The sequence below is a fragment of the Bradyrhizobium sp. JHI2711 genome (assembly GCF_056156565.1).
The window spans coordinates 161,778-187,083 of the sequence record NZ_JBPZPT010000002.1; the positions used below are offsets into that span (position 1 = coordinate 161,778).

Consider the following 25,306-nt stretch of genomic DNA (forward strand, 5'->3'; position numbering starts at 1 on the left):
CCCATTACGCTCTAGCCGCCTGAGCGACCTGCCAGCCGCGCACGGATATCCGGCTTCAGCACCTTGCCGACCTTGGAACGCGGCAGATCGTCCCAGACTTCGATCTGCTTCGGTGTCTTGACGCTGCCGATCCGCTGCTTGACGAAGGCCGCCAGCGCCGTCGCATCGACGCTCTGGCCGGCACGGGGCTGCACCACGGCGACGATCCGCTCACCCCATTTCTCGTCGGCGAGGCCGATCACGGCGCAATCCTGGACCGCCTCGTGCGCCCGCAGCGCGTTCTCGACCTCGATCGAGTAGACGTTGAACCCGCCGGTGATGATCATGTCCTTGGCGCGATCGACGATATAGAGGTAGCCATCGTCGTCGATGTAGCCGACGTCGCCGGTGTGGTGCCAGCCATGCGCGGAAGCCTCCGCCGTGGCCTCAGGATTTTTGTAATAGCCTTGCATCACCAGGGAGCCGCGAACCACGATCTCGCCGCGTGAACCGGTCGGCAGCAAATTGCCGTCGCCATCCATGATGCCGGCCTGCACCAACGGGCTGATCCGCCCCGCCGAGGCGAGGCGCTCCATCGCGATCGTGCCATCGACATTGTAATGCTCGTCAGGTGCCATCATCGAGATCATCATCGGCGCTTCAGTCTGACCGAACAACTGCGCCATGGGCCCGATGCGCCGCAGCGCCTCCGCAAGCCGTGCGGCCGAGATCGGTGCCGCGCCGTACCAGAAGCATTGCAGAGACCCGAGCTTCGCGGAGTCGAGCTTGGGATGATCGAGCAGCATGTAGATCAATGTCGGCGGCAGGAAGGTGTGCGTGACATGGTAGCGCTCGATCAAATCGAGGAATTCGGCGGTGTCGGGGCGATGCATGATCACGACGCGGCCGCCGAGCGCCATGATCGGGAAACACAGCACACCGGCCGCATGGGTCAACGGCGCGAGCGCGAGATAGATCGGACGCCCCCTGAAGGGATAGCCCATCAGCGTCAGCGCCGTCATGGCTTCGATGTTGCGGCCCGACAGCATGACCCCCTTCGGTTTTCCGGTGGTGCCGCCGGTGCCCGGAAGCATCGCGAGATCGTCGACCGTCTCGCGTTGATATTGGTCGGTGGCAAGGCCAGCGAGCCAGCCGTCGAACGAGGGCGCGAAGGGCAACTCGGCATCGAGGCAGACGAGGACGCGCAGCTTCGGCAGCTCTGCACGCACCGCCTCGACCATCGGCGCGAAGCTCGAGTGAAACAGCAGCAGGCTGCAATCGAATTGGTCGAGGATGAGCCGGCTTTCGGCCGCCTCGTTGCGCGGATTGATCGGGCACCAAACCGAGCCCGCGCGGGAAATGCCGAACACGCATGCAAACGCGACCGGATCGTTGCCGGAAAGGATTGCGACCTTCTCGCCGGCAGCAATACCCGATCGCGTGAGCCCGCGCGCGACGCGATAGCTCAGCAACTGCACCTCGCGGTAGCTGAGATCGCGCCCGTCCATGGTCAGGCACGGCGCATCGGGGCCGAGCGAGGCACCTTTGTCGAGGTAATCGATGAAGCGCATGATCAATCCCGGAAGCAGCTGGCGGGTGGCGCGCGGCCGCGCCACCCGTGATCTTGCTCAGTCGTGCACGGTGAGGATCGGTCTGCTGACCAGCCCGAAGCTGCGCAGCTGGCCGAGCAGCTCGTGGTGACCGAATGCCTGGCAGCCGGAGGCGAAGCCCACGCGCTTGGGCGGCTGCTGCAGCAGGTGCGCCGCGGCATAGGCCTGCAGCAAGCCGGTCTGCTTGTAATTGCTGTTGCCGTTGATGACGCAGTGCGCGCGCCCCAATGGGCCGGAGGCATGCACCGAATCCAGCGACTTGTTGACGCGCGGGTTCTCGCGCGGCGGCATGGTGTTCATCACGCCGGCGGCGGTCTGCGCCAAAGCAGCGTAGCGGTCGTCGGGGTTCATGTCCTTGGTCGCGTCCAGCGCGGCGGCGACGATCTGCGGCACGCCCAGCATCAGCGCGCGGTTGAACACGCCGCCCAGCACCTTCACATTGGCCACACGCGGATCGCGCTTGAACCACACCGGATGCGAGGTGCCGCCCCAGGGCAGCGCCAGTGCGAGCTCATGCTGGCCGGGGATGGCGAGGTTGTAGAGGCCGGCATCCACCTGATGCTCGACATACTTGTTCTGCTCCAGATAGTAGGCCTTTGCCATCGCGGCGTTGACCAGGATGGTCTGCGTCGAGGCGATGGTCGGGCTGCCGCCCCAGAACACGGCGATGTCGAGCGTGTCGAGGCCGGGCGTCTCCAGGCACAGCTGCGCCGCAATCTCACCGGTGGTGTACATCTGCGCGATGCCCGGCGCGAGCAGCAGGCCGGCATTGGCGAACTTCGTGCCCCATTCCTGCTCGAGCGTGATCAGCCAGTCCTGCTCGCCTGTCGTGTCGGTGTAGTGGCATCGGGACGCCCAGCAGGCCTGCACCACCTCGGCGCCGAACCTGGCGAAGGGGCCCACGGTGTTGAGCACCACCGAGGCACCGTTGAACAACTCCGTCAGTGCGCTCACGGTGTGCGGCACTTCCACCACCTCGTAGTCGGCGGTCTCGATACCGGCCACGTTCGCCTTCATTGCGGCGTTGAGCTTCTCCGCGCTGCGCCCCGCGGCGATGAAGGGGATGTTGTACTCGCGTAAGTATTCGCAGACCAGGCGGCCGGTGTAGCCGGACGCGCCATAGACGATGACGGGCTTCTTCGCGCTCATTGTCGTTCCTCCGAAATGTTCGTTGTCAGGTTTGCAGCTCACATTCCCATGCCGCCATCGACCGGCAGTCCGATGCCGGTGATGAAGCGCGCCTCGTTCGAGCACAGGAACACCGCAGCATTGGCGATGTCGCCGACCTCCGCGAGCTTGCCGAGCGGCGTCTGCTCCACCACCGAGCCGACCGCGGCGTTGACGTCGGGCGCGAGACCGATCTTGACGATGTCGTTGGCCAGCTGCAGGCCCATGTCGGTCGGGATCAAGCCAGGATAGATGCAGTTGACGCGGACGCCATAACCGAGCTTGCCGGCCTCCATCGCAGCGACCCGTGTCATGCGATCGACCGCGGATTTCGTGCCGGAATAGACCGCGATGCTCGGGAAGGCGATCGTCGCCGCGACAGACGCGATGTTGACGACCGCGCCGCCTTTGCCCGCCGCTCCACCCGGCCGCATCGCGCGGAAGGCGTGCTTCATGCCGAGCACGGTGCCGACGATGTTGACGTCGCACATCCGCCGCGCATCCTCGGCCCTGATCTCGCTGACCAGCGACGTGATCTCGATGCCGGCATTGTTGACGAGAATGTCGTACCCGCCGAGGGTGGCAACCGTCGCAGCAGTCGCTTTCTCCCACTGCGCATCGTCGGCGACATCGAGATGCACGAAGCCGGTCTTCACACCGAGCCTGGCGATCTGGCCGGCGCTGTCCTTGCCGACGTCATCGAGAATGTCGCCGATCATGACCGCCGCACCGGAGCGCGCCAGTGCTTCTGCAATAGCCGCTCCTATCCCGCGGGCTCCGCCGGTGACCAGGGCTTTGCGGCCATCAAGACTCTTCTCACTCATCGCACGTCCTCCCTTTGCTTGGACTGATCTTTTGGACTGATCTGTTCGCTGATGATCGGTGCGTGCTGCGGTCGGCGGCACGGTGCCGGCGCGGTTGCGCAACGGCATGCGAGTCCGTTCCGGCGGCGCGGCGCCGGTGCATTTCCTCCATTTGCTGACGTCTTGACGACTGTCCAAATTTCTTGGCGCGCACACTCCTCCCGGAACTTGACAGTTGTCAAGGAAAAATTTGACAGTTGTCAAAGAGGATGGTCTGTAGACGATGATCGACGACGTGATCGTGGTGACCAAGAGACGGGAGACAGCGCGACGATGGCGCGGCAAGCGACAGGAGCGGCGAAGCGAGAGGCCGTGGCGGAGATCGTGCGGGACGACAAGTTCAACGCGCGACGCATCGAGCTTGCCGAGGCCGCACTCGAAACGCTTGGAGAGCTCGGCTTCGCCCGGACCAGCCTGCGGGAGATCGCGCAGAACTCGGCGTTCACGCACGGCGTGTTCCACTATTATTTCAGCGACAAGCTCGACCTGATCTGCTGCTGCGTTCGCCACTACAAGGCCAAGTGCGTGACGCGCTATGACGAGGTCGTCGCGACAGCGACGAGCCGCGACGAATTGACGGAGGGCTTCCTCGCCAAGCTCGCAGCAACGCTGCAGAACGAAGCCCGCATGCACCGGCTTTGGTACGATTTGCGCTCGCAGGCGATGTTCGAGGCGGCGTTTCGCAAGGATGTCCTCGAGATCGACAAGAGCCTGGAAGCGATGATCTGGCGCATTGCCTCGCGCTATGCCGAGCTCGGCGGCAAGCGGCCGGCGTCGTCGCCAGGTGCGCTCTACGCGCTGTTCGACGGTCTGTTCCAGAGCGCGCTGCTCAAGCACCTCGCGGGTGACAAGAGGGCGGTTCCCGAACTGCTCGACGAAGTCCGGCGCCTGCTGCCGACGATCTGCTGAAGCGCGGAAGCGGCGCCCACGAAGGCGTCGCCGCTCGATACCTGCACGTTGTGCCATCCAAATTGATCGTCCGACTCGAAACTGCTTAGATGCGGCATGCCGCCGAAAGTCGAACGTCTGCCCAAGCAGCAATTGTGGTTTCCGGCCGGGCGCTATTTCCTGCGCACCATCAAGCGCGATGACGCCTCGCAGCGCTGGGCGGACTGGTTGTCCGACCCCTGGACGGTACACGTCCTCAACACGTCACCGCGTGCGATGACCAAGGCGGAGATCGCCGACTACATCAAATCCTTCGATCAGCGCGAACGGCTCCTGCTCGGGATATTCGAGCGTGGCAGCCGCATCCATGTCGGCTTCATCCGCCTCGACATCAACGCGGCGGCGAGCGAGGCGCTCGTCAGCGCCGTGATCGGAGAAAAGGAGCACCGCAATGCCGGAGCGACGGTGAACACCTTCATTCCGCTGCTCAGGTTCGTGTTCGACGATCTCAAGCTGAGCCGCATCCGCGCGTTCGTGCTGGAGCGCAATCAGACGACCATTCAATATCTGTCGAAGCTCGGATGGACGCTCGAGCCCGAACCCGAAAAACCGGTGCGATCGCATACGGATGGATCGCTTCTGGCACTGCGTCGGATGATCTGGGACAGGCCCGGTTTCCAAGCCTGGTTGAAGAGCCCGATCGGGCAGCGGATCGTGAATCGCATGGAAGCGGCGCGAGGTTGAGCCCCGGCCGCTGCCTTTGTCTGCTTGCGCGATCAATCAGTACTTCGCGACGATTGGTGACCCGCCGAACCGATAGTTGATACCTACCTTCACGATATCGATGTCCTGACGAATATCGATCAAGGCAGTGGTGGCGGCGGCTGGATTGGCGAATCCCACGCGCTTGCTGTCGAAACCGTAGTGAGTGTACTCGACCAAGGCCGACCAGTTCGGGGCGAAGGCCCACTCGACACCGGCACCTGCCACCCAGCCGACACGATCGGTGCTGGCGCTTGAATTGCAGGGCTCAAAGACGAGGAATCCCACACCGGGACAAAAGAAGCCGCCAATCGACGAGAAATTGTTCAGATTGTATCGGTCATGCGCAAACCCGACGCCGCCCTTGCCATAAACGAGCAAGCGATCCCATGTGTAGCCGACCCGACCCGTGACGCTGGCGACCCAGTCGGTGCGGCTCGACAGAGTGGCGGGCGCGCCGGTCTTTCCGGCGAAGAAGGGATCGTTGGCGGTGCCGTGAAGATCGGTCGCCGTGAAATCGCCGGCAATCCCGATCACCCAGTTGCTGGCAAATTGGTAGTCGCAACCTACCTGAACGCCTCCTACAACTCCGACGTCTCCGTTCACCCCAACGCGATCACCAGGCACACTGCCTATGGTCATTGCAGGCGAGATGACCGCCCCCGTTCCGATGCCGGGATCCGTGAAGCCCGTTCGGCTCGCACCGCCGCCGACATGACCCCCGATATAGCAGCCGGTCCAACTGAAAGGCACGGCCGCCGCAACCGGCGCTTTCGAGTAGGGACGAGCTCCCAGATCGGCACCTTGAGCAGAGCCTGCGATAATCAGAGCCGACGTCGCCAGCAGCAGTCGTTTCATTCGTCACCCCCGAAGCAATCAGCGATAGAACTCTCCGGTAAGGTACATCGGCTTGGCCTCCGCGCGCTGTATTCGGGCAGCAACACTCCGACACATTTGGTAGTTCGGTACTGCCTGAACACAACGCGACACGGCGCCTTAAGCTTGATGACGGCGCTCCAGGCTGAACTATCCGATCGTCGGATGGCTTCACGCCGGCGCGGCTGAGTTCAGGTCACGCCCCCGTCTTAGCGCCCCGCCGGAATCAGCGCCCGCATGATCTCCGGCTTCCAGCTTTGACGCGCGCTGTCGAAGGCTGCGAAATCATGATCGAATTGCCAATAGGCCCAGGCCCAGCCGAGCCGCTCCGCGCTTCGCGCCACGAACGACAGATATCTCGTCCGTGCTTCGGCTGGCGCGGCCTCGTACACGCCGAACTCACCGAGATAGATCGGACGCTTTTCCCGTTCGGACCAGGACCGGATCTTGTCGAAATCGGCGCGCGCCTTCCGTTCGTCCTCCGGCGTGCCCCAATCAAGCGGGCCTATTTGCGAGAACGTCGGCGACCACGGTGCGCCCTGATGGGTGAAGCGGATCGGCGCGTAATAGTGAAACGTTACGATGATGTTTCGGTCATCCGGCGGCAGGACCAGGTCCTCGACGGGCATCTCGTCGATGTTGAGAACCGCGGCGATCACCGGCCGCCGGGGGTTGGTGGCGCGGATGATGCCGAGACATTCGTTCAGAAGGGCGTTCCAGGCGGCGGACGTCATCTGCCCGCCCGGCTCATTGAGCACCTCGAAGACGAGCCTCGGATATTTTCCGGCATAGCGCGCGGCGATTTGCGTCCAGAACGCTTTCAGTTTTCCTGCGCATTCGGAGACGTCGCGCTGACAGATATGGGTATCGTGCTCGTCCAGGATGGGGATGAGATTTCGGGCAAGCACCTCCTCGATCACGGCATCGAGCCGCCTCAAGACAATCTCATCCAGCGCATTCTCCGGGTCCATGAACTTGAAGCCGAAGAAATTGATCCGGACGTGCGAGAACCCGGCGCGCCTGATCGCGGCGAGGTTGTCCAGACGAAATGGCGCGTTCCGGCCTCCCTCCCAAATGCCGTCATAGCCGAGGATGTTGATGCCGCGCCCCAATTTTGGCGGAGCGGACGCGGCCTGTCCGGCGGCCTCTGCCGGGGAGCAGATTGCAAGCACGGATAGCGTCAATGCGAGACCGAAGGTTACAGCCCAGCGGACGCAGATGGCATTCATCCTGCCTGCCCCATCATTGCTGCAGGCCTTGCTGTGGCACCGGCCTGCACACCGCGAAGAAGAATGCGACGAGCAGCACCGAGGTGAACATCGTCGAGCGAAGGAACATCGTCTCCGTGAAATTCGATTGAAAGCTGAGGACGACGTATCCGATGATGAGAGCGCAGTGGCTACGGTCGATCGACCGCGTGGCGATCAGGTACAGGACCTTTTCCGAGAACAGATAGACGCTCGCCACGAACAGCACGTATCCCAGGAATCCCGTTTCCATCGCCACCGCGATGTAGCCGCTATGATAATTGTCCAGCACCCAGCCGTGATTCTGGTTGAAATAGTCGTAAATCGCAGGGCGCGTCCAGAACCCGTTGATGCCGAAGCCCAGCAGCGGCGCATCGTCGAAATGGCTGATGGCGTACTGCCAGATGAAGGTTCGCTCGGTCAGATTGATGGTCGATTCGCCGAGATGGATGGAATCGTAACCCGTGACGTAGAAATACAGGATCAGGAGCGCAGCCAGGATGCACATGACGACCGGCAGCACCGCGTAAATCCTCATGCAGCGGATCGACCATAGCGAGGTCATGAGCAGTGCACCGGCGGCAATTGCAACGGCGCCGGCACCACGGGATTCCGAGGCGATGACGCATGTCGATGCCAGGAGAAACGTCAGCAGAAAAACTGTCCAGCCCTGGCCCGTCATCTTCTGATAGCAGGCAAAGAACATCAGATAGGCGCTGATGAAGCCGAGGGTCTGCTTCGATTCGTAGATTCCCTGCCACTGGCCGTTGTGCATCCAGCTCTGATCGACGCCGATCTCGGGCACGAAAACCGCACACAGGGCCGAGGCGGCGACCAAGATGAAGAGCCCCAGCGCCGTCGCTCCGACGATCTCGTCGATGTCGATCCGCGTGATCAGGCAGTACGCACCGAAGGTCGTCATCACGAGGGCCGCGCTCTTCATGATCGCCGCGGTGGCGAGGCCGGTCCAGAGCACGGAAACAGCGGCGAGAGCATAGAATGCAACCAGCGCGATGAAATCGGGATTGGGCTGCACGCGCAGGCAGGGTCGCACGAAGGCACTGGCGTAGATCAGGATGACCCACATCAGGAGCGCAACGGCCTGTTGCACGAAGCTCCATTCTGCGGGAAGCAGCGCGGGGTTGAAGACACCCATCGACGCGATCACGTTGACGGTGATGGAGCCGCGCATCACGATTCTGGCGAGCTTTTCCACGCCGACACCGGGCGCTTGCCAGATCGCGCTGTCGTCCTCCTCGGAATCGTGCAGGCTGGTCATGAGCTGACCGCCTGACGCACGGCGAATCTTGCCTCACCGCGCATCACGGGCGCCTTCGCACGCGCGCCTGCCGCGGGCATCGGCCGGTCGAGGCCTGATTCCCAGGGCCGTTCTCCCGCCGCGGCCGCGAGGCGCAACGGCGTCATTCCATTCCCAGTCACGTCCGCTCAGTCCACAGCTCGAACGGCTCTCAGCGGATGTTGGCGCCGCCCAATGTGCCGTGCGTCTCAAGCGGGAAGATTGTCGTGCCTTCTACCATTGAGATCAAGGTGGCATGACGGGACGCTGCCCTCACAATCAGGTGCGAGGGACGATCGAGCCCCTGCCGGGGGGAGAGGGACGGAAGGTTACGCCGCCGTTGCCGGCGGCAGCGCCAGCACGGAATAGATCGCCTGCGCATCGCGCGAGGCGCGGAGCTTCTTGGCGATGTCCTGGTCGCGCAGCAGGCGGGCGATGCGGGCGAGCGCCTTGAGGTGATCGGCGCCGGCGCCTTCGGGGGCCAGCAGCAGGAAGACGAGATCGACCGGCTGGCCGTCCATCGCCTCGAAGTCGATCGGACGATCGAGCCGCGCGAACAGGCCGAAGATCTTCTCCAGCTTGGGCAGCTTGCCATGCGGAATGGCGACGCCATAGCCGACCGCGGTGGTGCCGAGCTTCTCCCGCTGCAGCAGCACTTCGAATACCGAGCGCTCGTTCTGCCCGGTCAGCTCGGCGGCCTTGGCCGCGAGCTCCTGCAAGGCCTGCTTCTTGCTGTTGACTTTCAATGCCGGGAGAATCGCCTCGGGTGCGACCAGATCGGTAATCGGCATGGAAGCTTTCCGAGGTGAATTAAACCGTCAGGTTCCGATTTGGCCGGCTTGATAGACCAAGCCCGGCCGGCGTCAATAACATGAAGCAGGAGGGGGACTTAGCCCGAAACCCCGCCAGGCCCAGATGTGGGGGGCTTCTACTCCAACGCAATCCCGGTGCCAACTCCTGCGTGCAGCTTTGCCCCCGTCATTGTTAAGGGCGGGATGGTACGGGCGCCGGCTGACGGGCCTAGCCACCGGCCTGGCCGTCCACCTTGGCTCCCGGCGGGTCGATCCAGCCCACATTGCCGTCCGCCCTGCGGTAAATGATGTTCACCCGGCCGGACGAGCCATGCTGGAATACCAGGCAGGGTGCCCCGCTGAGGTCGAGTTCCATGACGGCTTCGCTGACCGAAAGCCGCTTCAGCGACGTGGTTTGCTCCGCGATGATGACGGGGCTGTAGCCGGCGTCTTCCTCTTCGCCCTCTCCGGGCGCTTCCAGCACATAGCTGGTGGCGTCGAGCGCAGCCATCGCCTCGGAGGCGGCATGGGCCTTGCGCGCGGAGCGGTCCTTGAGCCGGTTCTTGTAGCGCCGCAGCCGCTTCTCGATCATCACCAGCGCCTGGTCGGCACTGGCATAGGCATCCGGTGCGTTCGAATCGGCTTCCAGCGTGATTCCCGAATCGAGATGCAGGGCGCAATCGGTGCGAAAGCCGAAGCCGTCCTTGCTCAGCGTGATGTGGCCGGAATAATTGCCGTCGAAATATTTGCGCAGCACCTCGTCGGTGCGATCGGCAACGCGGCCGCGCAGGGCCTCGCCGACGCTGATGCTCTTTCCCGAGATTCTGAGAGTCATGTGATGCCTCGCTTGGTTGGTGCCCAGCTTGGATCGGTCTCGATGGGGCATCGAGAGTAGCGCGATTTGGCGCCAGCGCAATCAGGCCGGTTCGGGATTGCGGGAGCGATCGGACAAGGCGGTAGAGAGGACGTTACCAAGAGCGCTCTGCTTGTCGCGGCGGCGTTGCACCGAGGAAGGTATGCGCATGGCTTCGCGGTACTTCGCGACCGTGCGGCGGGCAATATCAATGCCCGAGGCGCGCAAGCGTTCCACGATGGTGTCGTCCGACAGGATCGCGGAGGGCTCCTCCGAATCGATCAGCTGTTTGATGTGGTGACGCACCGCTTCTGCCGAATGCGCTTCGCCCCCGTCGGCCGAGGCGATCGAGGCCGTGAAGAAATATTTCAGCTCGAACGTGCCGCGGTTGGTCGCCATGTATTTGTTGGCGGTGACACGCGACACCGTGGATTCGTGCATCTGGATGGCGTCGGCGACGGCCTTCAGATTGAGCGGGCGCAAATGGGCGACACCGTGGGTGAAGAACCCGTCCTGCTGGCGCACGATCTCGGTCGCCACTTTCAGGATGGTGCGGGCGCGCTGGTCGAGCGCGCGCACGAGCCAGGTCGCGTTCTGCAACGCATCCGTGAAATAGGACTTGTCGCCGTCCTTGCCGATCTTCTTCGACAGCTCGGAATAATAGGTCTGGTTGACCAGCACGCGCGGCAAGGTGTCGCTGTTGAGCTCGACATGCCAGCCGCCGTCGGGACCCGGGCGGACATAGACGTCGGGCACCATGGTCTGCAGGCGCGCCGAGCCGAACTTCATGCCGGGCTTGGGATTGAGGCGGCGGATCTCGCCGATCATGTCGGCGATGTCCTCGTCGTCGACGCCGCAGATCTTGCGAAGAGCCGCGATGTCGCGCTTGGCGAGCAGATCGAGATGCTCGACCAGCGCCTGCATCGCGGGGTCATAGCGGTCGAGCTCGCGCAGCTGGATCGCCAGGCATTCGCTTAAGGAACGCGCGCAGACCCCGGGCGGATCGAATTTCTGCAGCACGGCGAGGACGCTTTCGACCTCGGCTTGCGACGCGCCGAGACGCTCGGCGGCCTGGCCGAGATCGGGCGGCAGATAGCCGGCCTCGTCGACGAGGTCGATCAGGTACTGGCCGATCATGCGTTGCGCGGGCGCGGTGAAGGCAACCGAGAGCTGTTCGGCGAGATGGCCCGGCAACGTCGTCTCGGCCGCGACAAAAGCTTCGAGATTGTAGTCTTCGTCACCGGACGCGCCGCCGCCCCATTCGGTATAGGTGGTCGGCGCGGCGTCCTGAGCGTTGCGCGCGGCCGCCTCGGCCGGCTCCTCGGAGAAGACGTTGTCGAGGCCGGTGTCCAGGGTCTGCTCGATCTCGGCGCGGGTGCCGAGATCCTTGCTCATCCATTCTTCCTGGCCCGGCTCGAAGCCTTCCGCGTTGCCGCCGAAGCCGTCCTCGCCCTGGCCATCGCCATGACCGTCACCTTGGCCGCCCCCGGAATCGCCGTAACTGCCGGCCTCGGCCGAAGCTTCGCCCGCGGGGGCCTCGTCACTGGCCCGTTCCAGCAGCGGGTTTCGCTCCAGCTCCTCTTCCACGAAGGTCGTGAGATCCAGATTGGACAATTGCAGCAGCTTGATCGCCTGCATCAACTGCGGCGTCATGACCAGCGACTGCGACTGCCGGAACTCTAATCTCTGCGTAAGCGCCATGAAGCAAGAACCGATCCCAAAAGTTGGTCCGATTTTTGCTTATCCTAGTCTCAGCCCGATGTACACGTCTTGACGAATTGGAAAAAAGGGCTAGAGGCGGAATTCCTCGCCAAGGTAAAGGCGGCGCACGTCCGGATCGGCAACGATTTCATCCGGAGTTCCCTCCGTCAAGATTTCCCCGGCATAGACGATATAGGCACGGTCGGTGAGGCCGAGCGTCTCGCGGACATTGTGGTCGGTGATCAGCACTCCGATGCCGCGGTTGGTGAGATGGCGGACGAGATCCTGGATGTCGCCGACCGCGATCGGGTCGATGCCGGCGAAGGGCTCGTCGAGCAGCATGTAATTCGGCCGCGTCGCCAGCGCGCGCGCGATCTCGACGCGGCGGCGCTCACCGCCGGACAGCGCGATCGACGGTGATTTCCGCAGCCGCGTGATGTTGAACTCGTCGAGCAGCGAGTCGAGCTGCTGCTCGCGCTTCTTGCGCGAGGGCTCGACCACTTCGAGCACGGCGCGGATGTTCTGCTCGACGGTGAGGCCGCGGAAGATCGAGGCTTCCTGCGGCAGATAGCCGATGCCGAGCCGGGCGCGCTGATACATCGGCAGCTTGGTGACGTCGTGGCCGTCGAGCTCGATCGCGCCGCGATCGGCCTTGATCAGGCCGGTGATCATGTAGAACACGGTGGTCTTGCCGGCGCCGTTCGGGCCGAGCAGGCCGACGGCCTCGCCGCGGCGCACATAGATGCTGACGCCGCGCACCACTTGGCGGCTGCCGAAGGCCTTTTCCACACTATGCACAGCCAGGAAGCCGGGCCGCTTCAACAGCAGCGGCGCGCCGGCACCGTTGGACCTGGCGGCCGTGCGGACGGGATGAACCGCCTGCGGACGCGGCTCGGCCTGATAGTCGGCCTCATAGTCGCCCGTGTAGTCACCTTGGAACTGGTCGGGCCCGCGGGGCTGGTCGCGGGCAATCGGCGTGTCCCTGACAGGACTGGGCACGAGGCCGCCGACGCTGTCCCCGAGCGCAGTGATGTCCTGACGCGCAAATCCTGGCCGGCCGCGCTTGGCGGGGCGCCGACGGAACATGCTGAAGAGATCGACCATCCCCGCCTTCTAGCCTTTGGCGTCGTCTTGCGCGAAATCCGCGCGATCTGTCGCGCCAGCCTGAGCGATTGGCCGACGCAGCATGGGTGAAGGAATGTCTCATGCCCAGTGAAACACGCCCGAAAAGCGGCGGACCCCGCTTCGAAAGCCCTGCGCGCTAGATACAGGCTCGCCGGGCAGGCTTCAACCCTCGGTTCGGCCGCATCCGAACCAAGCCGTTGAATTCATTTTGGTTTACTTGCACCGGGTAACTGCAAAGGCGGCGCGCCGCCGGGCTTGCCCGAACCGCAATCGTTGCTGGAGCCCTGCGGCAGCAGGACCTGAACCCGGCCGCTGTCGGATTCCACACGTGACACGCCGGTCGTCATATCGACAGTCAGCCGATCGCCCCGCATGACGTTCTTGCACTGGGTCATGACGACTTGGCCCGAGCCCCCGCCGAACATGGTGATCAGGTTGGTCTTGGTGTCGAACACGGCGGTCTCCCCCGTCACCACCTGGTCCTTCTGGGTGACCACGACATTGCCGCGCGCCTCGAGCCGCTTGATCGAGGAGCTGCCGCCCGGACCCGGCTGCGCCGACTGCATCGGCGCCGATTTCGCGCCTTTCGCTGGGGGCTGCGGCGCGGCCGGCTTGTCGCCGCCGGACTCATAGAACACCACCAGCGTCTTCGAGGTCATGGTGGTGTCGCCCTGCACGACCTTCACATTGCCGGCGAAGGTCGCCTCCTTTTTCTTGTCGCGCATCTCGAGCGAGGCGGCTTCGATCTGGATTGGCTGATCGCGGTTCTGCGAAAAGCCCTGCATCGCATTGGGCACACCCTGCATCGTGCTCTGCGCAAGGGCCGCACTCGTGGCGAGCAGTGCGAGGCCGATTGCGAGCGCAGCCTTGCTGACAACGGCGTCGCGCGGAAAACAGGTCATCATGAAAATCACTTCGAATTGGCAGACTTGTTCTGAGGCGTGCGTGTCTTCGTCGGCGCGGGCTCGGGTGGTGCAGGCTGAGCAGCGGCGGGCTCATCCAGCTTTTCCAGATGCATCACCACATTGCCCTCGAAGCGGATGACTTCGCCGCCTTCGGTAATTCGCAGGCGATCCGCACTCAGCGTGCCGTTGGTCAGCTTGACGTCGACGCGCTCGTCCGATGAGACCGTGCCCTTGCCCATGTCGACGAAGGCGGAATTGAGCCGCGCCTCGTAGCCGGTCGAGGTGCGCAGGAAGATGTCCTTGCGCAGATCGAGCTGCTGCTGCTTGTTGTCGAAGCGGCCGGTGCGGGCATCGAGGAACAGGGTCGACTTATCCTCCATCAGCACTTTCGCACGCAGGTCATTGAGATCGACATGATCGGGATCGGTGATGTCCTGCGTCGCGGTCTTGGCCCAGAGCTCGTAGGGCCGCTGGTCCGGCGTGTATCCGGCGAGGTGCGGCGATTCCATCGTGATCTTGGTGCCCGACACCACCAGATTTCCGGAGTCGAGCGAAAGCTTCGGCATCAGCATGCGGAACGGATTGAAGATCGAGACGCCGACGATGACAGCCATGGACAGCACCACGGCACCCGGGACCGCGATGCGCAGAATCCGCACCAGGCGGCTGTGGCGCGCCGCGCTGGCAAACTTCGCCGCAAGCGCGGCGTCGTAGGTGGGGTTCTGGGCCGAATTCACCGGGGTTCCTGCTTACCTGTCTCCTGACGTATCGCTCGCCATGTCCGGTCGAGGGGGCGCACCCCATTCTATCCGGCGCCGCCCAAATATGCAGCCGGCGACAGGCCGTTACGAAAGTGTCCGAAACGGGGCGGCAATCCCGGGCCAACCGCCACGGGGGGCCTTCAGGAGTGCGCGAAAATGTCCTCTTCCGCCCAGCCCTGGAGGTCCAGCAGGGCGCGGGTCGGCAGGAAGTCGAAACAGGCCTGCGCCAGCTGGCTGCGGCCTTCCCGCACCAGCACGGCGTCCAGTCGCTCGCGCAAGGCATGCAGATGCAGCACGTCGGAGGCGGCGTAGGCGAGCTGCGGCTCGCTCAGGCTGTCGGAACCCCAGTCGCTGGACTGCTGCTGCTTGGAGAGGTCGATGTTGAGCACCTCGCGGACGAGGTCCTTGAGGCCGTGGCGGTCGGTGTAGGTGCGGGTCAGGCGGGACGCAATCTTGGTGCAATAAATCGGCCCGGTCATGACGCCGAAGGTCTGGTACAGCACCGCGACGTCGAACCGCGCGAAGTGGAAGATCTTCGTGACCGCCGGATTGGCGAGCAGCGCCTTCAGGTTCGGCGCGTCGGTGTGGCCCTTGGGGATCTGCACCACGTCGGCGCTGCCGTCGCCGGGAGAGAGCTGCACCACGCAGAGACGGTCGCGGTGCGGGTTCAGCCCCATGGTCTCGGTGTCGATCGCCACCGCTCCGGTGTAGCGGGACAGGTCGGGCAGGTCGCCGCGGTGCAGGCGTACGGTCATGAGAACCTCGGGTCGAATCGGTGCGTCGATATCATAGGCTAGAGCATGATCCGGAAAAGTGTGCAGCGGTTTTCCGAAAAGATCATGCTCAATCAATCACCTAAAGCGCAATGACGATTCATCTTAATCGCATCGCGCTTTAGTCGAATGGATCGCGATGTAGCCAGTCGCAGCAGGTCACGCAAGCGGCCGTGACCTTACAGCCGGTCAGATCGCAGCGAGCATGATGCAGATCATCGCCGCGACTGCGGTGCGGCTGGGGCCGTCCCGGAACGCGTACAGGATCGGATCGTCCGGCATCTCGCGGCGATGCGCCATCATCAGCGCACGGCCGAACCAGTACAGCAGCAGCGGCGTGAGCAGCCACAGCATCCAGGGGCGGCTGTAGAGCGGCGTCACCGCCGAGGACGAGACGTAGAGCGAGAACACGGTCACCGCGTTCATGGCGCTTGCCGCCGCCATCGCGGCGATGACGTTAAGGTCGGTGACGCGATAGTCGCGGTTGGAGGGATCGGCGAGGCCCACGCTCTCGCGCATGCTGAGCTCGCTGAAGCGCTTGATCAGGGCGAGCGAGGTGAACACGAACAGCGAGAAGATCAACAGCCATTCCGACAGCACCACGCCGACGCCGACTGCGCCGGCGACGATGCGAAGCGTGTAGAGGCCGGCGAGCGTGACGATGTCGACCAGCATCTTGCGCTTGAGCACGAGCGAATAGGCGATCGTGGTGGCGAGATAGAGGCCGAGCACGCCGAGAAACAGCCGCGAGATGCAGAGGCTGGCGGCAAGCGCGAACAACCACAATGCAGGAATGGCCGACAGCGCCGACGAGATCGGCAAATCGCCGGCTGCGAGCGCGCGGTGGCGCTTGCTCGGATGCTGCCGGTCGGCGGCGAGATCGAGCAGATCGTTCATCAGATAGGCGCCCGAGGCGCAGGCCGAGAACGCCAGGAATGCGAGCAGCGCGTAGCCGAGCGTCGAAAGGTTCAGCTGATGCGCCGTGAGCGCAGGCACGAACACCAGCGTGTTCTTGGCGTATTGATGAACCCGCAGCGCCTTCACCCAGGTGGCGAGGCCGGCTCTGCGGACCTCGCGATTTTCGATGCGCGTGATGGAGGCACAATCGAACAGCACGCGGCCCGCCGCGAGATCGGCGTGCGTGACGACTCCATCGAAGCCGAGATGCGCTGAGATCGCCGCGGCATGAGCGGCGAGCCGATCCGCGACGAGATAGATCTTCTCGCCGCGCGCCCGTGCCGCCAGCGCCCGGTTCATCACATCGGAATCATAGGGCAGATGGGCGTAGTCGATCTCGGCTCGCGCCAGGATCGCCGTGAGCGCCGCCATCCCCGCCCGTCCGCCGGCACCGAAGCGCGCCAGCATGCGGCCGGGGCTGGAGAACAGCGCCTCCATCAGCAGTTCGGAACGCAGCAGCGCGCCTTCGAGGTCGATGACGAGGATCCGGGCCGCCGACGGCGTTGCCGACGGCTTGGACACGCCAGGATCGTACTGCGGGGCACGTTGCTCCATCGAAAAACGCTCTGACTTGCCGCGACATGACCGGCATTCGGCCGGGGAGCAGGAAATGGGTCGCCAACCCTATGGGATCATTCGCTAAAGGCGGCTTAATTCGCCCGGAGAGGTGGGGACGGCTTTCGCCCCAGGGCGCTGTTGCCCGGATCCCACAATCGGCGCGAGCTTCCTGTCCCGGCAGAACTTTTGCTTCGCGTGCCGTGGACATCGTCCCGACCCACCCTATCTGCCAGTTTCCCTCGCCGGGGGGGCCCACCCTGAATCAGGTGCCATGACCGAACCAACGCTCGCTGCGCCGATCGACGACCAGCGCCCGCGCGGATTTTCGCGCTACCAGGTGCTCCTCATCGCGCTGCTGGCGCTGACGCAGTTCACGATCATCCTCGACTTCATCATCATGTCGCCGCTCGGCGCCATCCTGATGCCCGCGCTCGGCATCACGGCGGGGCAGTTCGGCGTTGCCGTATCGGCCTACGCGTTCAGTGCGGGACTATCGGGCATCCTCGCCGCCGGCTTTGCCGATCGTTTCGATCGCAAGCGCCTCCTGCTGTTCTTCTATGTCGGCTTCACGCTCGGCACGCTGCTGTGCGCGGTGGCGCCAAATTACCATGTGCTGCTGATCGGCCGGATCGTGACCGGATTGTTCGGCGGCGTGATCGGCGCGGTCGTGCTCGCCATCATCACCGACCTGTTCTCGTTGCAGATGCGCGGCCGCGTGATGGGAATCATCCAGACGGCGTTCGCCGCCAGCCAGGTGCTCGGCATTCCCGCCGGCCTGTTTCTCGCCAATTATTGGAGCTGGCATGTCTGCTTCATCGCCATCGTCGTGCTGTCGATCGTGACGATCGCCATCATCGCCTTTGCAATGAAGCCGGTCGACGCGCATCTGAAGCTGAAGCAGGACAGAAACCCGTTCCGCCATCTGGTCGCGACGGTCAGTGAGCCGCGCTACACGCTCGCCTTCGCCGTCACGACGCTGCTGGCGACCGGCGGCTACATGCTGATGCCGTTCTCCAGCGCCTACACTGTGCACAATCTCGGCATCGACATCACGCATCTGCCGACGATCTATCTCGTCTCCGGCCTGTTCAGCATCGTCACGGGACCGCTGGTCGGCCGCGCCAGCGACGCGTTCGGCAAATATCCGACCTTCGTGTTCGGCTGCGCCATGACCGTCCTCATGGTGCTGATCTACACCCATCTCGGCCACGTCTCGCTGGCGACCGCAATCATCGTCAACGTGCTGATGTTCGTCGGCATCTTCTCGCGCATGATCCCCTCGCAGGCGCTGATGTCGGCGATCCCGGAGCCCGGCCAGCGCGGCTCGTTCAGCGCGGTCAGCGCCTCGCTCCAGCAACTCTCCGGTGGGCTCGGCTCGGTGCTCGCCAGCGCGATCATCGCGCAAGGCGCGGACGGCGCGCTGCTCCATTTTGACCGGATCGGCTACGTCGTCGTGACCACGACGATCATCACGCTGGTGATGATGTACTTCGTGCAGAAGGCGGTGGCGGAGCGGACGGGGAAGCGGGTGGTGTGAGGGGGAGAGGAGCCGCCGTCCGAATTCGTTTTCCGCGCGGTGGAAGTCACCTGCTTTGTTACGGACACAGTGCCGCACGTCACGCAGCCACGTTCTTCGCTAGTTTCATTCGATCGGTCCTCGCGACTCGACAAGAAACAACAAGACCAAGGGCGGGAAATGAGAAAGCTGACACGACGAACATTCGTGATGGGTTCGGCCGTCGCGTTGTGCGCGCCGGCTGTAAGGACCGAGGCGCAATCCGCGTGGCCGTCCAAATCGATCAGGATCATCGTGCCCTATCCACCGGGCGGCCAGACCGATGGCATCGCGCGCGCGTTCGGCGACTTCCTGGCGCGGCAGGTGGGCAAGCCGGTCATCGTCGAGAACAAGGGCGGCGCCGGCGGCGTCATCGGCGTGGCAGAAGCGAAACGCGCCGATCCGGACGGCACCACCATCCTGTGCACGATCTCGTCGTCGCTGATCCAGAACCGCGTCACGGTAAGAGACCTGCCCTACGATCCCGAAAATGATTTTACCTATCTGACGATGGTCATCGGCGCTGGCGGTCCGGTCGTGGCGGCGAAGAAGACCGGTGCGACCAACCTGCGCGAGTTCATCGAATACTGCAAGAAAGTCGGCAGCGTGAACTGGGGATCCTACGGCGTGGGCTCGACGCCGCACGTCCTGATCGAGACGATCGCCAAGCAATACGGCATAAAGGTTCAGGTCATCCAGTATCGCGGCGAGGCGCCGATGTGGAATGACGTCGCCGGACAGACGCTTGATGGCGCCGCCGGGAGCTATGCCGCAGCCGCGCCCGTCATCCAGGCCGGCACCGGCAACCTGATCGGCGTGGTCGGCACCCGTCTGCCGCCCCATCCGGACACGCCGACCATGACCGAGCAAGGCGCCGTCGGCGACTTCTACAATCTGCGTCCCTTCACCACGTTTGCGGTGCCGTCCGGCACGCCGCGGGATATCGTCGATCGCCTCTCGCCGCTGCTGATCCAAGCCGGAACCGATCCGAAAGTTCAGCAGATGCTGAACAACTTCATCCTGTCATCGCCGGCCGATTTCGAAACGACGAATCGGATCTTCAAGCGCGACAGCGACGTGATGCTCCGCATCCTGGGCGATCTCGGCGTCAAGCCGTCGGACTAGCCGCGTCGCGGCCTAGCAGCCCAGCGCGCTTTGCTCCTCGTGGCTCTCCGTATTCGGCGCCCAGCCGACATCGAGCGATCACGGCGACACTTCCGGGCGTCTGCCGGCGTGTCAAATGCACGGTCGTCGTTGCGGAGCCGCCCAGATGGTTTCCAGATATGACGTGCAGAGGGCGGCGGCGGAGCGGACGGGGAAGAAGGTGGTGTGAGGGAGCGGCTCCTGCTCCCCCTTCGGGTGAACCCACCCCGGGCCTTCGGTGACCAAGGTTTGCATCGATGCGCCGAACGGAGATCTCCAGTGAAATTCAAACTTGCCGCCGCGATCCTCGCCGCAAGCCTCCCGCTGGCATCGATGGCTTTCGCCCAAGGCACCACCCAAGACACCACCCAAAGCACCGCGCCAGCCGACCTTGCCGTGATCGATGCCTGCCTGAAGAAGGCGGAGAAAACCGGCGGTTTCGGCGGCGCCTGCGTCGGGCTTGTCGCCGACCCCTGCATCAAGGCGGCAGAGGGTGCGAATGACGATGTCGCCAGATGGAAGGCCTGCGCGGCGCGCGAACTCGCCGTCTGGACGCAGAAAACCAGTGAGGCGCTGAAGAAGGTTCAGGCCGGCGGGTTCGCCGACGCGATCAAGGCGGTCAATGATTCGCAGAAAATTTTCGCCGCGTCGCGTGATCGCCTCTGCGCGGTCTTCGACAACGTCGACCCCGGCATGTACCGGGGCGGCGCGAGCTACTGCCGCCTGCGCGAGACCGCGAACCGCTCGCTGAGCCTGATCAAGCTCGGCGCTGCGGTCAACGAGCACTGAGGCCTCCTAGGGGGGCTCGGGTCACCGGCCTTGCCGGCACCTTCCGACGTGGCGACGACGGCCATTCGGTGCGCCATGAGCGCCGTGCTTCGGTGTCGCGGACCGGTCAGCAGCTCGATGTCCTGCGGAGGAGCGATTTCAATCGCTTGAGCAGGGGATGGTGCCCAGGAAAGGACTCGAACCTTCACGGCCGTTAAGCCACTGGCACCTGAAGCCAGCGCGTCTACCAATTCCACCACCTGGGCATGCCGTTTGGGGCACGGAGGCGGTTACTACGGTTCGGTGACGCCGTTGTCAATTCATGCGTGAGGCCGGGGTCGGGATGCCGATTGCGCATCGCAAACCGGCCCGATACAAGCCTGACAAGACGCACTCTTTTCCGCAGGAACGGCTCCCATGGCATCGAATCTGGACACGCTGGTCACGGTTTTCGGCGGATCGGGGTTCTTGGGCCGCAGCGTCGTCCGCGCCCTGTGCAAGCGGGATTACCGGGTCCGGGTTGCGGTGCGGCGGCCGGAACTCGCCGGATACCTCCAGCCGCTCGGCCGGGTCGGGCAGGTCCACACCGTGCAGGCGAATCTGCGCTATCCGGCCTCGGTGGAGGCGGCGCTGCGTGATTCGCATGTCGTGATCAACCTGGTCGGCGTGCTCACCGAGAGCGGCGGGCAGACGTTTGACGCCGTCCAGGCCAAGGGCGCCGAGACCGTCGCCAAGGCGGCGGCCGCCGCAGGTAGCGCGCTGGTGCATGTCTCGGCGATCGGGGCCGATGCGCAGTCGCCTTCGGGTTATGCCAGGGCCAAGGCGGCCGGCGAGGCCGCGGTCCTGGCCGCAATTCCCTCCGCCACGATCTTCCGCCCCTCCGTGATGTTCGGACCCGAGGACCAGTTCACCAACCGCTTTGCCGCACTGGCCCGGATGTCGCCGGTGCTGCCCCTGATCGGCGGCGAGACGAAGATGCAGCCAGTCTATGTCGGCGACGTCGCCAGCGCGATCGCGGATGCGGCCGACGGCAAGGCCAAGGCGGGCGCCACTTACGAGCTCGGCGGGCCGGAAGTGCTGACCATGCGCGAGATCATCGAGGCGATCCTCGAAATCACCGACCGCAGGCGCATGCTGGTGCCGCTGACGTTCGGCCTCGCCCGCTTCCAGGCCAACTTCCTGCAATTCGCGCCGGGCGTGTTCAAGCTGACGCCGGACCAGGTCACGCTGCTCGAGCGCGACAATATCGTGTCGGACGCGGCGAAGGCGGCCGGGCTGACGCTGGAAGGCCTCGGCATCCAGGCCGACTCGCTGGAAGCGATCGCCCCGCAATATCTCTGGCGCTTCCGCCCGCAGGGCCAGTTCCAGCGCATGAGCGTGTGAGGGATCTTCTTTACCTCGCCCCGCTTTGCGGGGAGAGGTCGGATTGCGCAGCAATCCGGGTGAGGGGGTACAGGTCTCTCGAAGACCGCTCGTGCGGAGAGAGGCCCCTCACCCCAACCCTCTCCCCGTAAGAACGGGACGAGGGGGTGCACTGTCGCTGGAGCGAAGACTGGCCTGTTACACGACTTTCAAAACCTCAGCTTCTTGAACACCGCTTCCGGCAGCGTCTTGATGATCAGCATCACGAGACGCCATCTGCCGCTGACATAGACGATGTCGGTCTTGCTCTCGACGGCGCGAAGGATCGCAACGCCGACGACGGGGGCTTCGACGGTGAGCGGGCCGATCAGCTTCATGCCTTCGGTCATCCTGGTGCGGACGAAGCCGGGCTTGACCGTGACGACGTGGACGCCGCCACGGCTGGCGCGGGCGCGCAGGCCGGACAGGAAGGCGGAGAAGCCGGCCTTGGCCGAGCCATAGACATAGTTGGAGGCGCGGCCGCGATCGCCGGCGACCGAGGACACGCCGACCAGCGTGCCGCTGCCGCGGCCCAAGAACTTCTCCGCGAACAGGCCGAGGATCAGCGCCGGACCTTCGTAGTTGGAGCGCATGATCGCGGTGGCCTGGGCGAGATCGCTCTGCGCGCTCTCTTGCACACCAAGCAGGCCGACGATCGAGATGACGACATCGGGCAGCGCGGGCAGGCCGCCGACGAAGCCCTCGAACGAGGCGGTGTCGAGCACGTCGAATGTGTGAACACCGACCTCGACATTGTAGCGCGCGCGAAGATCGGCGGCGTCAGGCTCCAGCGCGCCGACGTCGCGGCCGGCGAGCCCCACATCGTATCCCGCTTTGGCAAAGGCGCGCGCCGTGGCGCGGCCGATGTCGGATGAGCCGCCCAGCACCAGTACAGACTTGCGCGACGTCACGGCCTAGACCTCATCGAACAGACGTTGTGAAAGCTTGGAGCGGATGTTGCCGGCGGGGTCGAGCGCTTTGCGGATCGCGTTGAAGCGCGGCAGGGCGGGATAGCCGGCTTCGAGCGTCTCGCGCGACTGGCGTGCATCCTTGGCAAGATAGAGCCGGCCACCGGCCGCGACAACGAGACGGTCGATCTCGTCGAGAAAATTCAGGATGTCGCCACGCACAGGGAAATCCAGCGCCAGCGTGTAGCCGGGCAGCGGAAACGACAGGATGCCCTCGCCCTGGCCGAGCTTCTTCAGCACCGCGAGGCAGGAGGCATCGCCGCGCCGCGCGACGCGACCCAGAATCTCGCCGAGCACGTCGCGCGCGCCGTTCTCGGGTATCACGCATTGATGCTGCAGAAAGCCGCGCTTGCCGTAGATGCGATTCCAGTCGGCAATGCTGTCGAGCGGAAAGAAATAGGGATAGAGCGAGACCACATGGCTGCCGCCGGCGCGGCGCGCGCCCATGCGATAATACAGCTCGTTGAAAACGCGGATGCCAAAGCGGTTCAGCGTCATCGAGGGCAAATCGATGGGCACGCCAAGACCGGGATGCTTGCCGGCGGGAAACGCCGCGGCGCCGGCAGGAAGCTCGTCCTTGCCGGCGTGCTCCCCGAGATAGATCAGCGAGCGGCCGAGATCCTTGCCGCGCGCAGCACAATCGATCCAGGCCACCGAATAAGTTGCGGCATCGCCTGCATCGAGCGCGCGCATCGCGGCATCGAGATCGGATGCCGAGATCACGCGCTCGCGGATCCACCCCGTTTCGACCTTGCGCAGCCGCAAGGTCGCTTCGAGGATGACCCCGGTCAGGCCCATGCCGCCGATTGTCGCAAAGAATGCGTCGGAGTTCTGCTCGCGCGAGGCTTCGATCAATTCGCCCTCGCCCGTGCGCAGCAGGATGCTGTCGACATAGCGGCCGAAGCCGCCTTCGCAATGGTGGTTCTTGCCGTGCACGTCGGCGGCGATGGCGCCGCCGATCGACACGAAACGCGTGCCGGGCAGTACGAAGGGCAGGAAGCCGCGCGGGCCGAAGGTCTCGATCAGGTCCGAGAGCAGCACGCCGGCCTCGAGGCGGATTCGGCCGGTCGCCGGATCGAACCACCTGATGCGGTCGAAGCCCGTCATCGTCAACGTCCTGACGGCCCCGATCGCGGCATCGCCATAGGCACGGCCATTGCCGCGCGCCACGGTGCCGGACACGATGGCGTCGGCAACCGACGCGAACGCGCGCGGACGCAGCATCTCGGTATCGACGACCGGGAAGCGCCCCCAGCCGCTGACGAGGGTCATGGCTCAGCTCCTGCGCCGGCGCGCCGCCCGGCATTGCGAAACTGAATACCGATCAAAAGCTTATATTGCGTTGAAAGCGTAGCCCGGATGGAGCGCAGCGTATTCCGGGATCGTGCCCCAAGTGACGACGGACCGGGATGCGCTGCGCTCCATCCGGGCTACGGACCAAGGGCCTACCGTCCCAGCGCCAGCGCGATCAGGCCGAGGGTGCCGACGATGACGCGCCACCAGGCGAACAGCAGGAAACCGTGCCGGGTGACATAGGTCAAAAACGTCTTCACCACGATGATCGCGGTGATGAACGACACCACGAAGCCGATCGCGACGATGTTGATGTGGTCCATCGTCATCTCGGCGCGGCTCTTGTAGAAGTCGTAGGCGAACGCGCCGATCATGGTGGGGATCGCCAGAAAGAACGAGAATTCCGCCGCCGCGCGCTTGTCGGCTCCGAGCAACATCGCGGCGACGATGCTGGCGCCGGAGCGCGACACGCCCGGGATCATGGCCACGCACTGCGCGATGCCGATATAGAGATACATCAAGAGCGGAAATCTGGTGGCATCATACTCGCGCGGCTTGAGCTCGAGCTTGTCGACCCAGAGCAGGACGGCGCCGCCGACGATCAGTGTGAAGCAGATGACCCACGGATTGAACAGCAGGAGCTTGATGTACTTACCGGCGACGAGGCCGACGATGACAGCGGGCAGGAATGCGACCAGCACGCCGATCACGAAGCGGCGAGCATAGGCATCGCCCGTGAACAGGCCGATGACGACGTCCCACAGCTTGCGGAAGTACAGCCCCACGATCGCGAGAATCGCGCCCAGCTGGATCAGAACCGTAAACGAATCCCAGAACGCGCCTTCGCCGAGATGAAAGAAGCGCTCGGCGATCAGGAGGTGGCCGGTCGAGGATACGGGAAGGAACTCGGTCACGCCCTCGATGATGCCGAGGATCACTGCCCGTATAGCGTCTGACATATTTACGGTCCATTTCGGCTGGAAAAGCGGGGCTCTTCTCGCCTATTCGACCCCATGCCGCAATCGCAAAATGCCAAATCACGCCCTTGCTTCGAGGTTTTGAAGG

General features: G+C 64.2%; 23 protein-coding genes and 1 tRNA gene. 6 read left to right on the plus strand and 18 right to left on the minus strand.

The features are described 5' to 3' along the window. Positions 1-11: 11 nt before the first annotated feature. From ACTEK7_RS13280 to ACTEK7_RS13290, 3 genes are read right to left on the minus strand one after another with little or no spacing between them, the layout of a single operon-like run. Positions 12-1,550: an AMP-binding protein gene (locus ACTEK7_RS13280; protein ID WP_225148352.1), complete on the minus strand. Its 1,539-nt coding sequence runs from the start codon at positions 1,548-1,550 to the stop codon at positions 12-14. 57 nt (positions 1,551-1,607) lie between these two features. Beyond that, a complete protein-coding gene (locus ACTEK7_RS13285; protein ID WP_036009171.1) occupies positions 1,608-2,738 on the minus strand; it encodes a DUF5938 domain-containing protein in 1,131 nt (376 codons plus the stop codon). Between the two features lie 38 nt (positions 2,739-2,776). Next, on the minus strand, positions 2,777-3,580 hold the full coding sequence (locus ACTEK7_RS13290; protein WP_225148353.1) for an SDR family NAD(P)-dependent oxidoreductase: 804 nt from the start codon (positions 3,578-3,580) through the stop codon (positions 2,777-2,779). Positions 3,581-3,892: 312 nt separating this feature from the next. Here ACTEK7_RS13290 and ACTEK7_RS13295 point away from each other — a divergent pair, with 312 nt between their 5' ends. Then, on the plus strand, positions 3,893-4,528 hold the full coding sequence (locus ACTEK7_RS13295) for a TetR/AcrR family transcriptional regulator (protein ID WP_225148354.1): 636 nt from the start codon (positions 3,893-3,895) through the stop codon (positions 4,526-4,528). A 96-nt stretch (positions 4,529-4,624) separates the two neighbouring features. After that, positions 4,625-5,251 carry a GNAT family N-acetyltransferase gene (locus ACTEK7_RS13300; RefSeq protein ID WP_225148355.1) on the plus strand — a complete coding sequence of 209 codons (627 nt, stop codon included), beginning with the start codon at positions 4,625-4,627 and terminating at the stop codon, positions 5,249-5,251. Between the two features lie 36 nt (positions 5,252-5,287). On the opposite strand, the gene ACTEK7_RS13305 is transcribed toward ACTEK7_RS13300, so the two are convergent. From ACTEK7_RS13305 to ACTEK7_RS13355, 11 genes are all read right to left on the minus strand, one after another. Continuing rightward, positions 5,288-6,127 (minus strand): outer membrane protein, encoded by an 840-nt coding sequence (locus tag ACTEK7_RS13305; protein ID WP_225148356.1) that lies wholly within the window; start codon positions 6,125-6,127, stop codon positions 5,288-5,290. A 227-nt stretch (positions 6,128-6,354) separates the two neighbouring features. Next, the gene (locus ACTEK7_RS13310; RefSeq protein ID WP_225148357.1) at positions 6,355-7,374 is read right to left on the minus strand and encodes a glycoside hydrolase family 5 protein; all 1,020 of its coding nucleotides are present in this window, start codon (positions 7,372-7,374) and stop codon (positions 6,355-6,357) included. A gap of 13 nt (positions 7,375-7,387) precedes the next feature. Beyond that, entirely contained in the window at positions 7,388-8,671 is a 1,284-nt protein-coding gene (locus ACTEK7_RS13315; RefSeq protein ID WP_225148358.1) for an O-antigen ligase family protein, read from the minus strand. Positions 8,672-9,018: 347 nt separating this feature from the next. Then, positions 9,019-9,480, minus strand: coding sequence for a PTS IIA-like nitrogen regulatory protein PtsN (gene ptsN, locus ACTEK7_RS13320; RefSeq protein ID WP_008141251.1), 462 nt, complete (start codon positions 9,478-9,480; stop codon positions 9,019-9,021). A 229-nt stretch (positions 9,481-9,709) separates the two neighbouring features. Beyond that, the gene (hpf, locus tag ACTEK7_RS13325) at positions 9,710-10,315 is read right to left on the minus strand and encodes a ribosome hibernation-promoting factor, HPF/YfiA family (protein WP_225148359.1); all 606 of its coding nucleotides are present in this window, start codon (positions 10,313-10,315) and stop codon (positions 9,710-9,712) included. An 81-nt stretch (positions 10,316-10,396) separates the two neighbouring features. Next, the gene (gene rpoN, locus ACTEK7_RS13330; RefSeq protein WP_225148360.1) at positions 10,397-12,034 is read right to left on the minus strand and encodes an RNA polymerase factor sigma-54; all 1,638 of its coding nucleotides are present in this window, start codon (positions 12,032-12,034) and stop codon (positions 10,397-10,399) included. A 90-nt stretch (positions 12,035-12,124) separates the two neighbouring features. Further along, complete coding sequence (gene lptB, locus ACTEK7_RS13335) at positions 12,125-13,138, minus strand: LPS export ABC transporter ATP-binding protein (protein ID WP_225148361.1); 1,014 nt, start codon at positions 13,136-13,138, stop codon at positions 12,125-12,127. Between the two features lie 224 nt (positions 13,139-13,362). Next, positions 13,363-14,064 (minus strand): LptA/OstA family protein, encoded by a 702-nt coding sequence (locus tag ACTEK7_RS13340; RefSeq protein WP_225148362.1) that lies wholly within the window; start codon positions 14,062-14,064, stop codon positions 13,363-13,365. A 5-nt stretch (positions 14,065-14,069) separates the two neighbouring features. Beyond that, positions 14,070-14,801 (minus strand): LPS export ABC transporter periplasmic protein LptC, encoded by a 732-nt coding sequence (lptC, locus tag ACTEK7_RS13345; protein ID WP_225148363.1) that lies wholly within the window; start codon positions 14,799-14,801, stop codon positions 14,070-14,072. A 164-nt stretch (positions 14,802-14,965) separates the two neighbouring features. Next, positions 14,966-15,580, minus strand: a complete 615-nt coding sequence (locus tag ACTEK7_RS13350; protein WP_225148364.1) for a ribonuclease D — start codon at positions 15,578-15,580, stop codon at positions 14,966-14,968. A gap of 207 nt (positions 15,581-15,787) precedes the next feature. Further along, entirely contained in the window at positions 15,788-17,110 is a 1,323-nt protein-coding gene (locus ACTEK7_RS13355) for a UbiA family prenyltransferase (protein ID WP_225148365.1), read from the minus strand. A gap of 274 nt (positions 17,111-17,384) precedes the next feature. Here ACTEK7_RS13355 and ACTEK7_RS13360 point away from each other — a divergent pair, with 274 nt between their 5' ends. The 3 genes from ACTEK7_RS13360 (at position 17,385) to ACTEK7_RS13370 (ending at position 20,600) form a co-directional block, all read left to right on the plus strand. Further along, complete coding sequence (locus ACTEK7_RS13360) at positions 17,385-18,650, plus strand: MFS transporter (RefSeq protein ID WP_225148366.1); 1,266 nt, start codon at positions 17,385-17,387, stop codon at positions 18,648-18,650. A gap of 189 nt (positions 18,651-18,839) precedes the next feature. Then, complete coding sequence (locus tag ACTEK7_RS13365) at positions 18,840-19,793, plus strand: Bug family tripartite tricarboxylate transporter substrate binding protein (protein WP_050995914.1); 954 nt, start codon at positions 18,840-18,842, stop codon at positions 19,791-19,793. A gap of 351 nt (positions 19,794-20,144) precedes the next feature. Next, positions 20,145-20,600 carry a lysozyme inhibitor LprI family protein gene (locus ACTEK7_RS13370; RefSeq protein ID WP_225148367.1) on the plus strand — a complete coding sequence of 152 codons (456 nt, stop codon included), beginning with the start codon at positions 20,145-20,147 and terminating at the stop codon, positions 20,598-20,600. A 158-nt stretch (positions 20,601-20,758) separates the two neighbouring features. Here the strand turns inward: ACTEK7_RS13370 and ACTEK7_RS13375 are convergent. Continuing rightward, positions 20,759-20,845, minus strand: a tRNA-Leu gene (locus tag ACTEK7_RS13375). Positions 20,846-20,996: 151 nt separating this feature from the next. On the opposite strand from ACTEK7_RS13375, the gene ACTEK7_RS13380 reads away from it, so the two are divergent. Further along, entirely contained in the window at positions 20,997-21,962 is a 966-nt protein-coding gene (locus tag ACTEK7_RS13380) for a complex I NDUFA9 subunit family protein (RefSeq protein ID WP_225148368.1), read from the plus strand. Between the two features lie 188 nt (positions 21,963-22,150). Here the strand turns inward: ACTEK7_RS13380 and ACTEK7_RS13385 are convergent, their stop codons facing one another. The 3 genes from ACTEK7_RS13385 to ACTEK7_RS13395 all read right to left on the minus strand — a co-directional run bounded on the left by ACTEK7_RS13385 (position 22,151) and on the right by ACTEK7_RS13395 (position 25,200). Beyond that, positions 22,151-22,891: an SDR family oxidoreductase gene (locus tag ACTEK7_RS13385; protein WP_225148369.1), complete on the minus strand. Its 741-nt coding sequence runs from the start codon at positions 22,889-22,891 to the stop codon at positions 22,151-22,153. A 3-nt stretch (positions 22,892-22,894) separates the two neighbouring features. Next, positions 22,895-24,220 (minus strand): FAD-binding oxidoreductase, encoded by a 1,326-nt coding sequence (locus tag ACTEK7_RS13390; protein ID WP_225148370.1) that lies wholly within the window; start codon positions 24,218-24,220, stop codon positions 22,895-22,897. Positions 24,221-24,393: 173 nt separating this feature from the next. After that, on the minus strand, positions 24,394-25,200 hold the full coding sequence (locus ACTEK7_RS13395; RefSeq protein WP_036003355.1) for an undecaprenyl-diphosphate phosphatase: 807 nt from the start codon (positions 25,198-25,200) through the stop codon (positions 24,394-24,396). Positions 25,201-25,306 lie beyond the last annotated feature (106 nt).

Coding starts and splice junctions, on each gene's coding strand:
- ACTEK7_RS13280 (WP_225148352.1), bottom strand. CDS start 1,550: ATGCGCTTCATCGATTACCTCGACAAAGGTGCCTCGCTCGGCCCCGAT.
- ACTEK7_RS13285 (WP_036009171.1), bottom strand. CDS start 2,738: ATGAGCGCGAAGAAGCCCGTCATCGTCTATGGCGCGTCCGGCTACACC.
- ACTEK7_RS13290 (WP_225148353.1), bottom strand. CDS start 3,580: ATGAGTGAGAAGAGTCTTGATGGCCGCAAAGCCCTGGTCACCGGCGGA.
- ACTEK7_RS13295 (WP_225148354.1), top strand. CDS start 3,893: ATGGCGCGGCAAGCGACAGGAGCGGCGAAGCGAGAGGCCGTGGCGGAG.
- ACTEK7_RS13300 (WP_225148355.1), top strand. CDS start 4,625: ATGCCGCCGAAAGTCGAACGTCTGCCCAAGCAGCAATTGTGGTTTCCG.
- ACTEK7_RS13305 (WP_225148356.1), bottom strand. CDS start 6,127: ATGAAACGACTGCTGCTGGCGACGTCGGCTCTGATTATCGCAGGCTCT.
- ACTEK7_RS13310 (WP_225148357.1), bottom strand. CDS start 7,374: ATGAATGCCATCTGCGTCCGCTGGGCTGTAACCTTCGGTCTCGCATTG.
- ACTEK7_RS13315 (WP_225148358.1), bottom strand. CDS start 8,671: ATGACCAGCCTGCACGATTCCGAGGAGGACGACAGCGCGATCTGGCAA.
- ptsN (WP_008141251.1), bottom strand. CDS start 9,480: ATGCCGATTACCGATCTGGTCGCACCCGAGGCGATTCTCCCGGCATTG.
- hpf (WP_225148359.1), bottom strand. CDS start 10,315: ATGACTCTCAGAATCTCGGGAAAGAGCATCAGCGTCGGCGAGGCCCTG.
- rpoN (WP_225148360.1), bottom strand. CDS start 12,034: ATGGCGCTTACGCAGAGATTAGAGTTCCGGCAGTCGCAGTCGCTGGTC.
- lptB (WP_225148361.1), bottom strand. CDS start 13,138: ATGGTCGATCTCTTCAGCATGTTCCGTCGGCGCCCCGCCAAGCGCGGC.
- ACTEK7_RS13340 (WP_225148362.1), bottom strand. CDS start 14,064: ATGATGACCTGTTTTCCGCGCGACGCCGTTGTCAGCAAGGCTGCGCTC.
- ACTEK7_RS13350 (WP_225148364.1), bottom strand. CDS start 15,580: ATGACCGTACGCCTGCACCGCGGCGACCTGCCCGACCTGTCCCGCTAC.
- ACTEK7_RS13355 (WP_225148365.1), bottom strand. CDS start 17,110: ATGGAGCAACGTGCCCCGCAGTACGATCCTGGCGTGTCCAAGCCGTCG.
- ACTEK7_RS13360 (WP_225148366.1), top strand. CDS start 17,385: ATGACCGAACCAACGCTCGCTGCGCCGATCGACGACCAGCGCCCGCGC.
- ACTEK7_RS13365 (WP_050995914.1), top strand. CDS start 18,840: ATGGGTTCGGCCGTCGCGTTGTGCGCGCCGGCTGTAAGGACCGAGGCG.
- ACTEK7_RS13370 (WP_225148367.1), top strand. CDS start 20,145: ATGGCTTTCGCCCAAGGCACCACCCAAGACACCACCCAAAGCACCGCG.
- ACTEK7_RS13380 (WP_225148368.1), top strand. CDS start 20,997: ATGGCATCGAATCTGGACACGCTGGTCACGGTTTTCGGCGGATCGGGG.
- ACTEK7_RS13390 (WP_225148370.1), bottom strand. CDS start 24,220: ATGACCCTCGTCAGCGGCTGGGGGCGCTTCCCGGTCGTCGATACCGAG.
- ACTEK7_RS13395 (WP_036003355.1), bottom strand. CDS start 25,200: ATGTCAGACGCTATACGGGCAGTGATCCTCGGCATCATCGAGGGCGTG.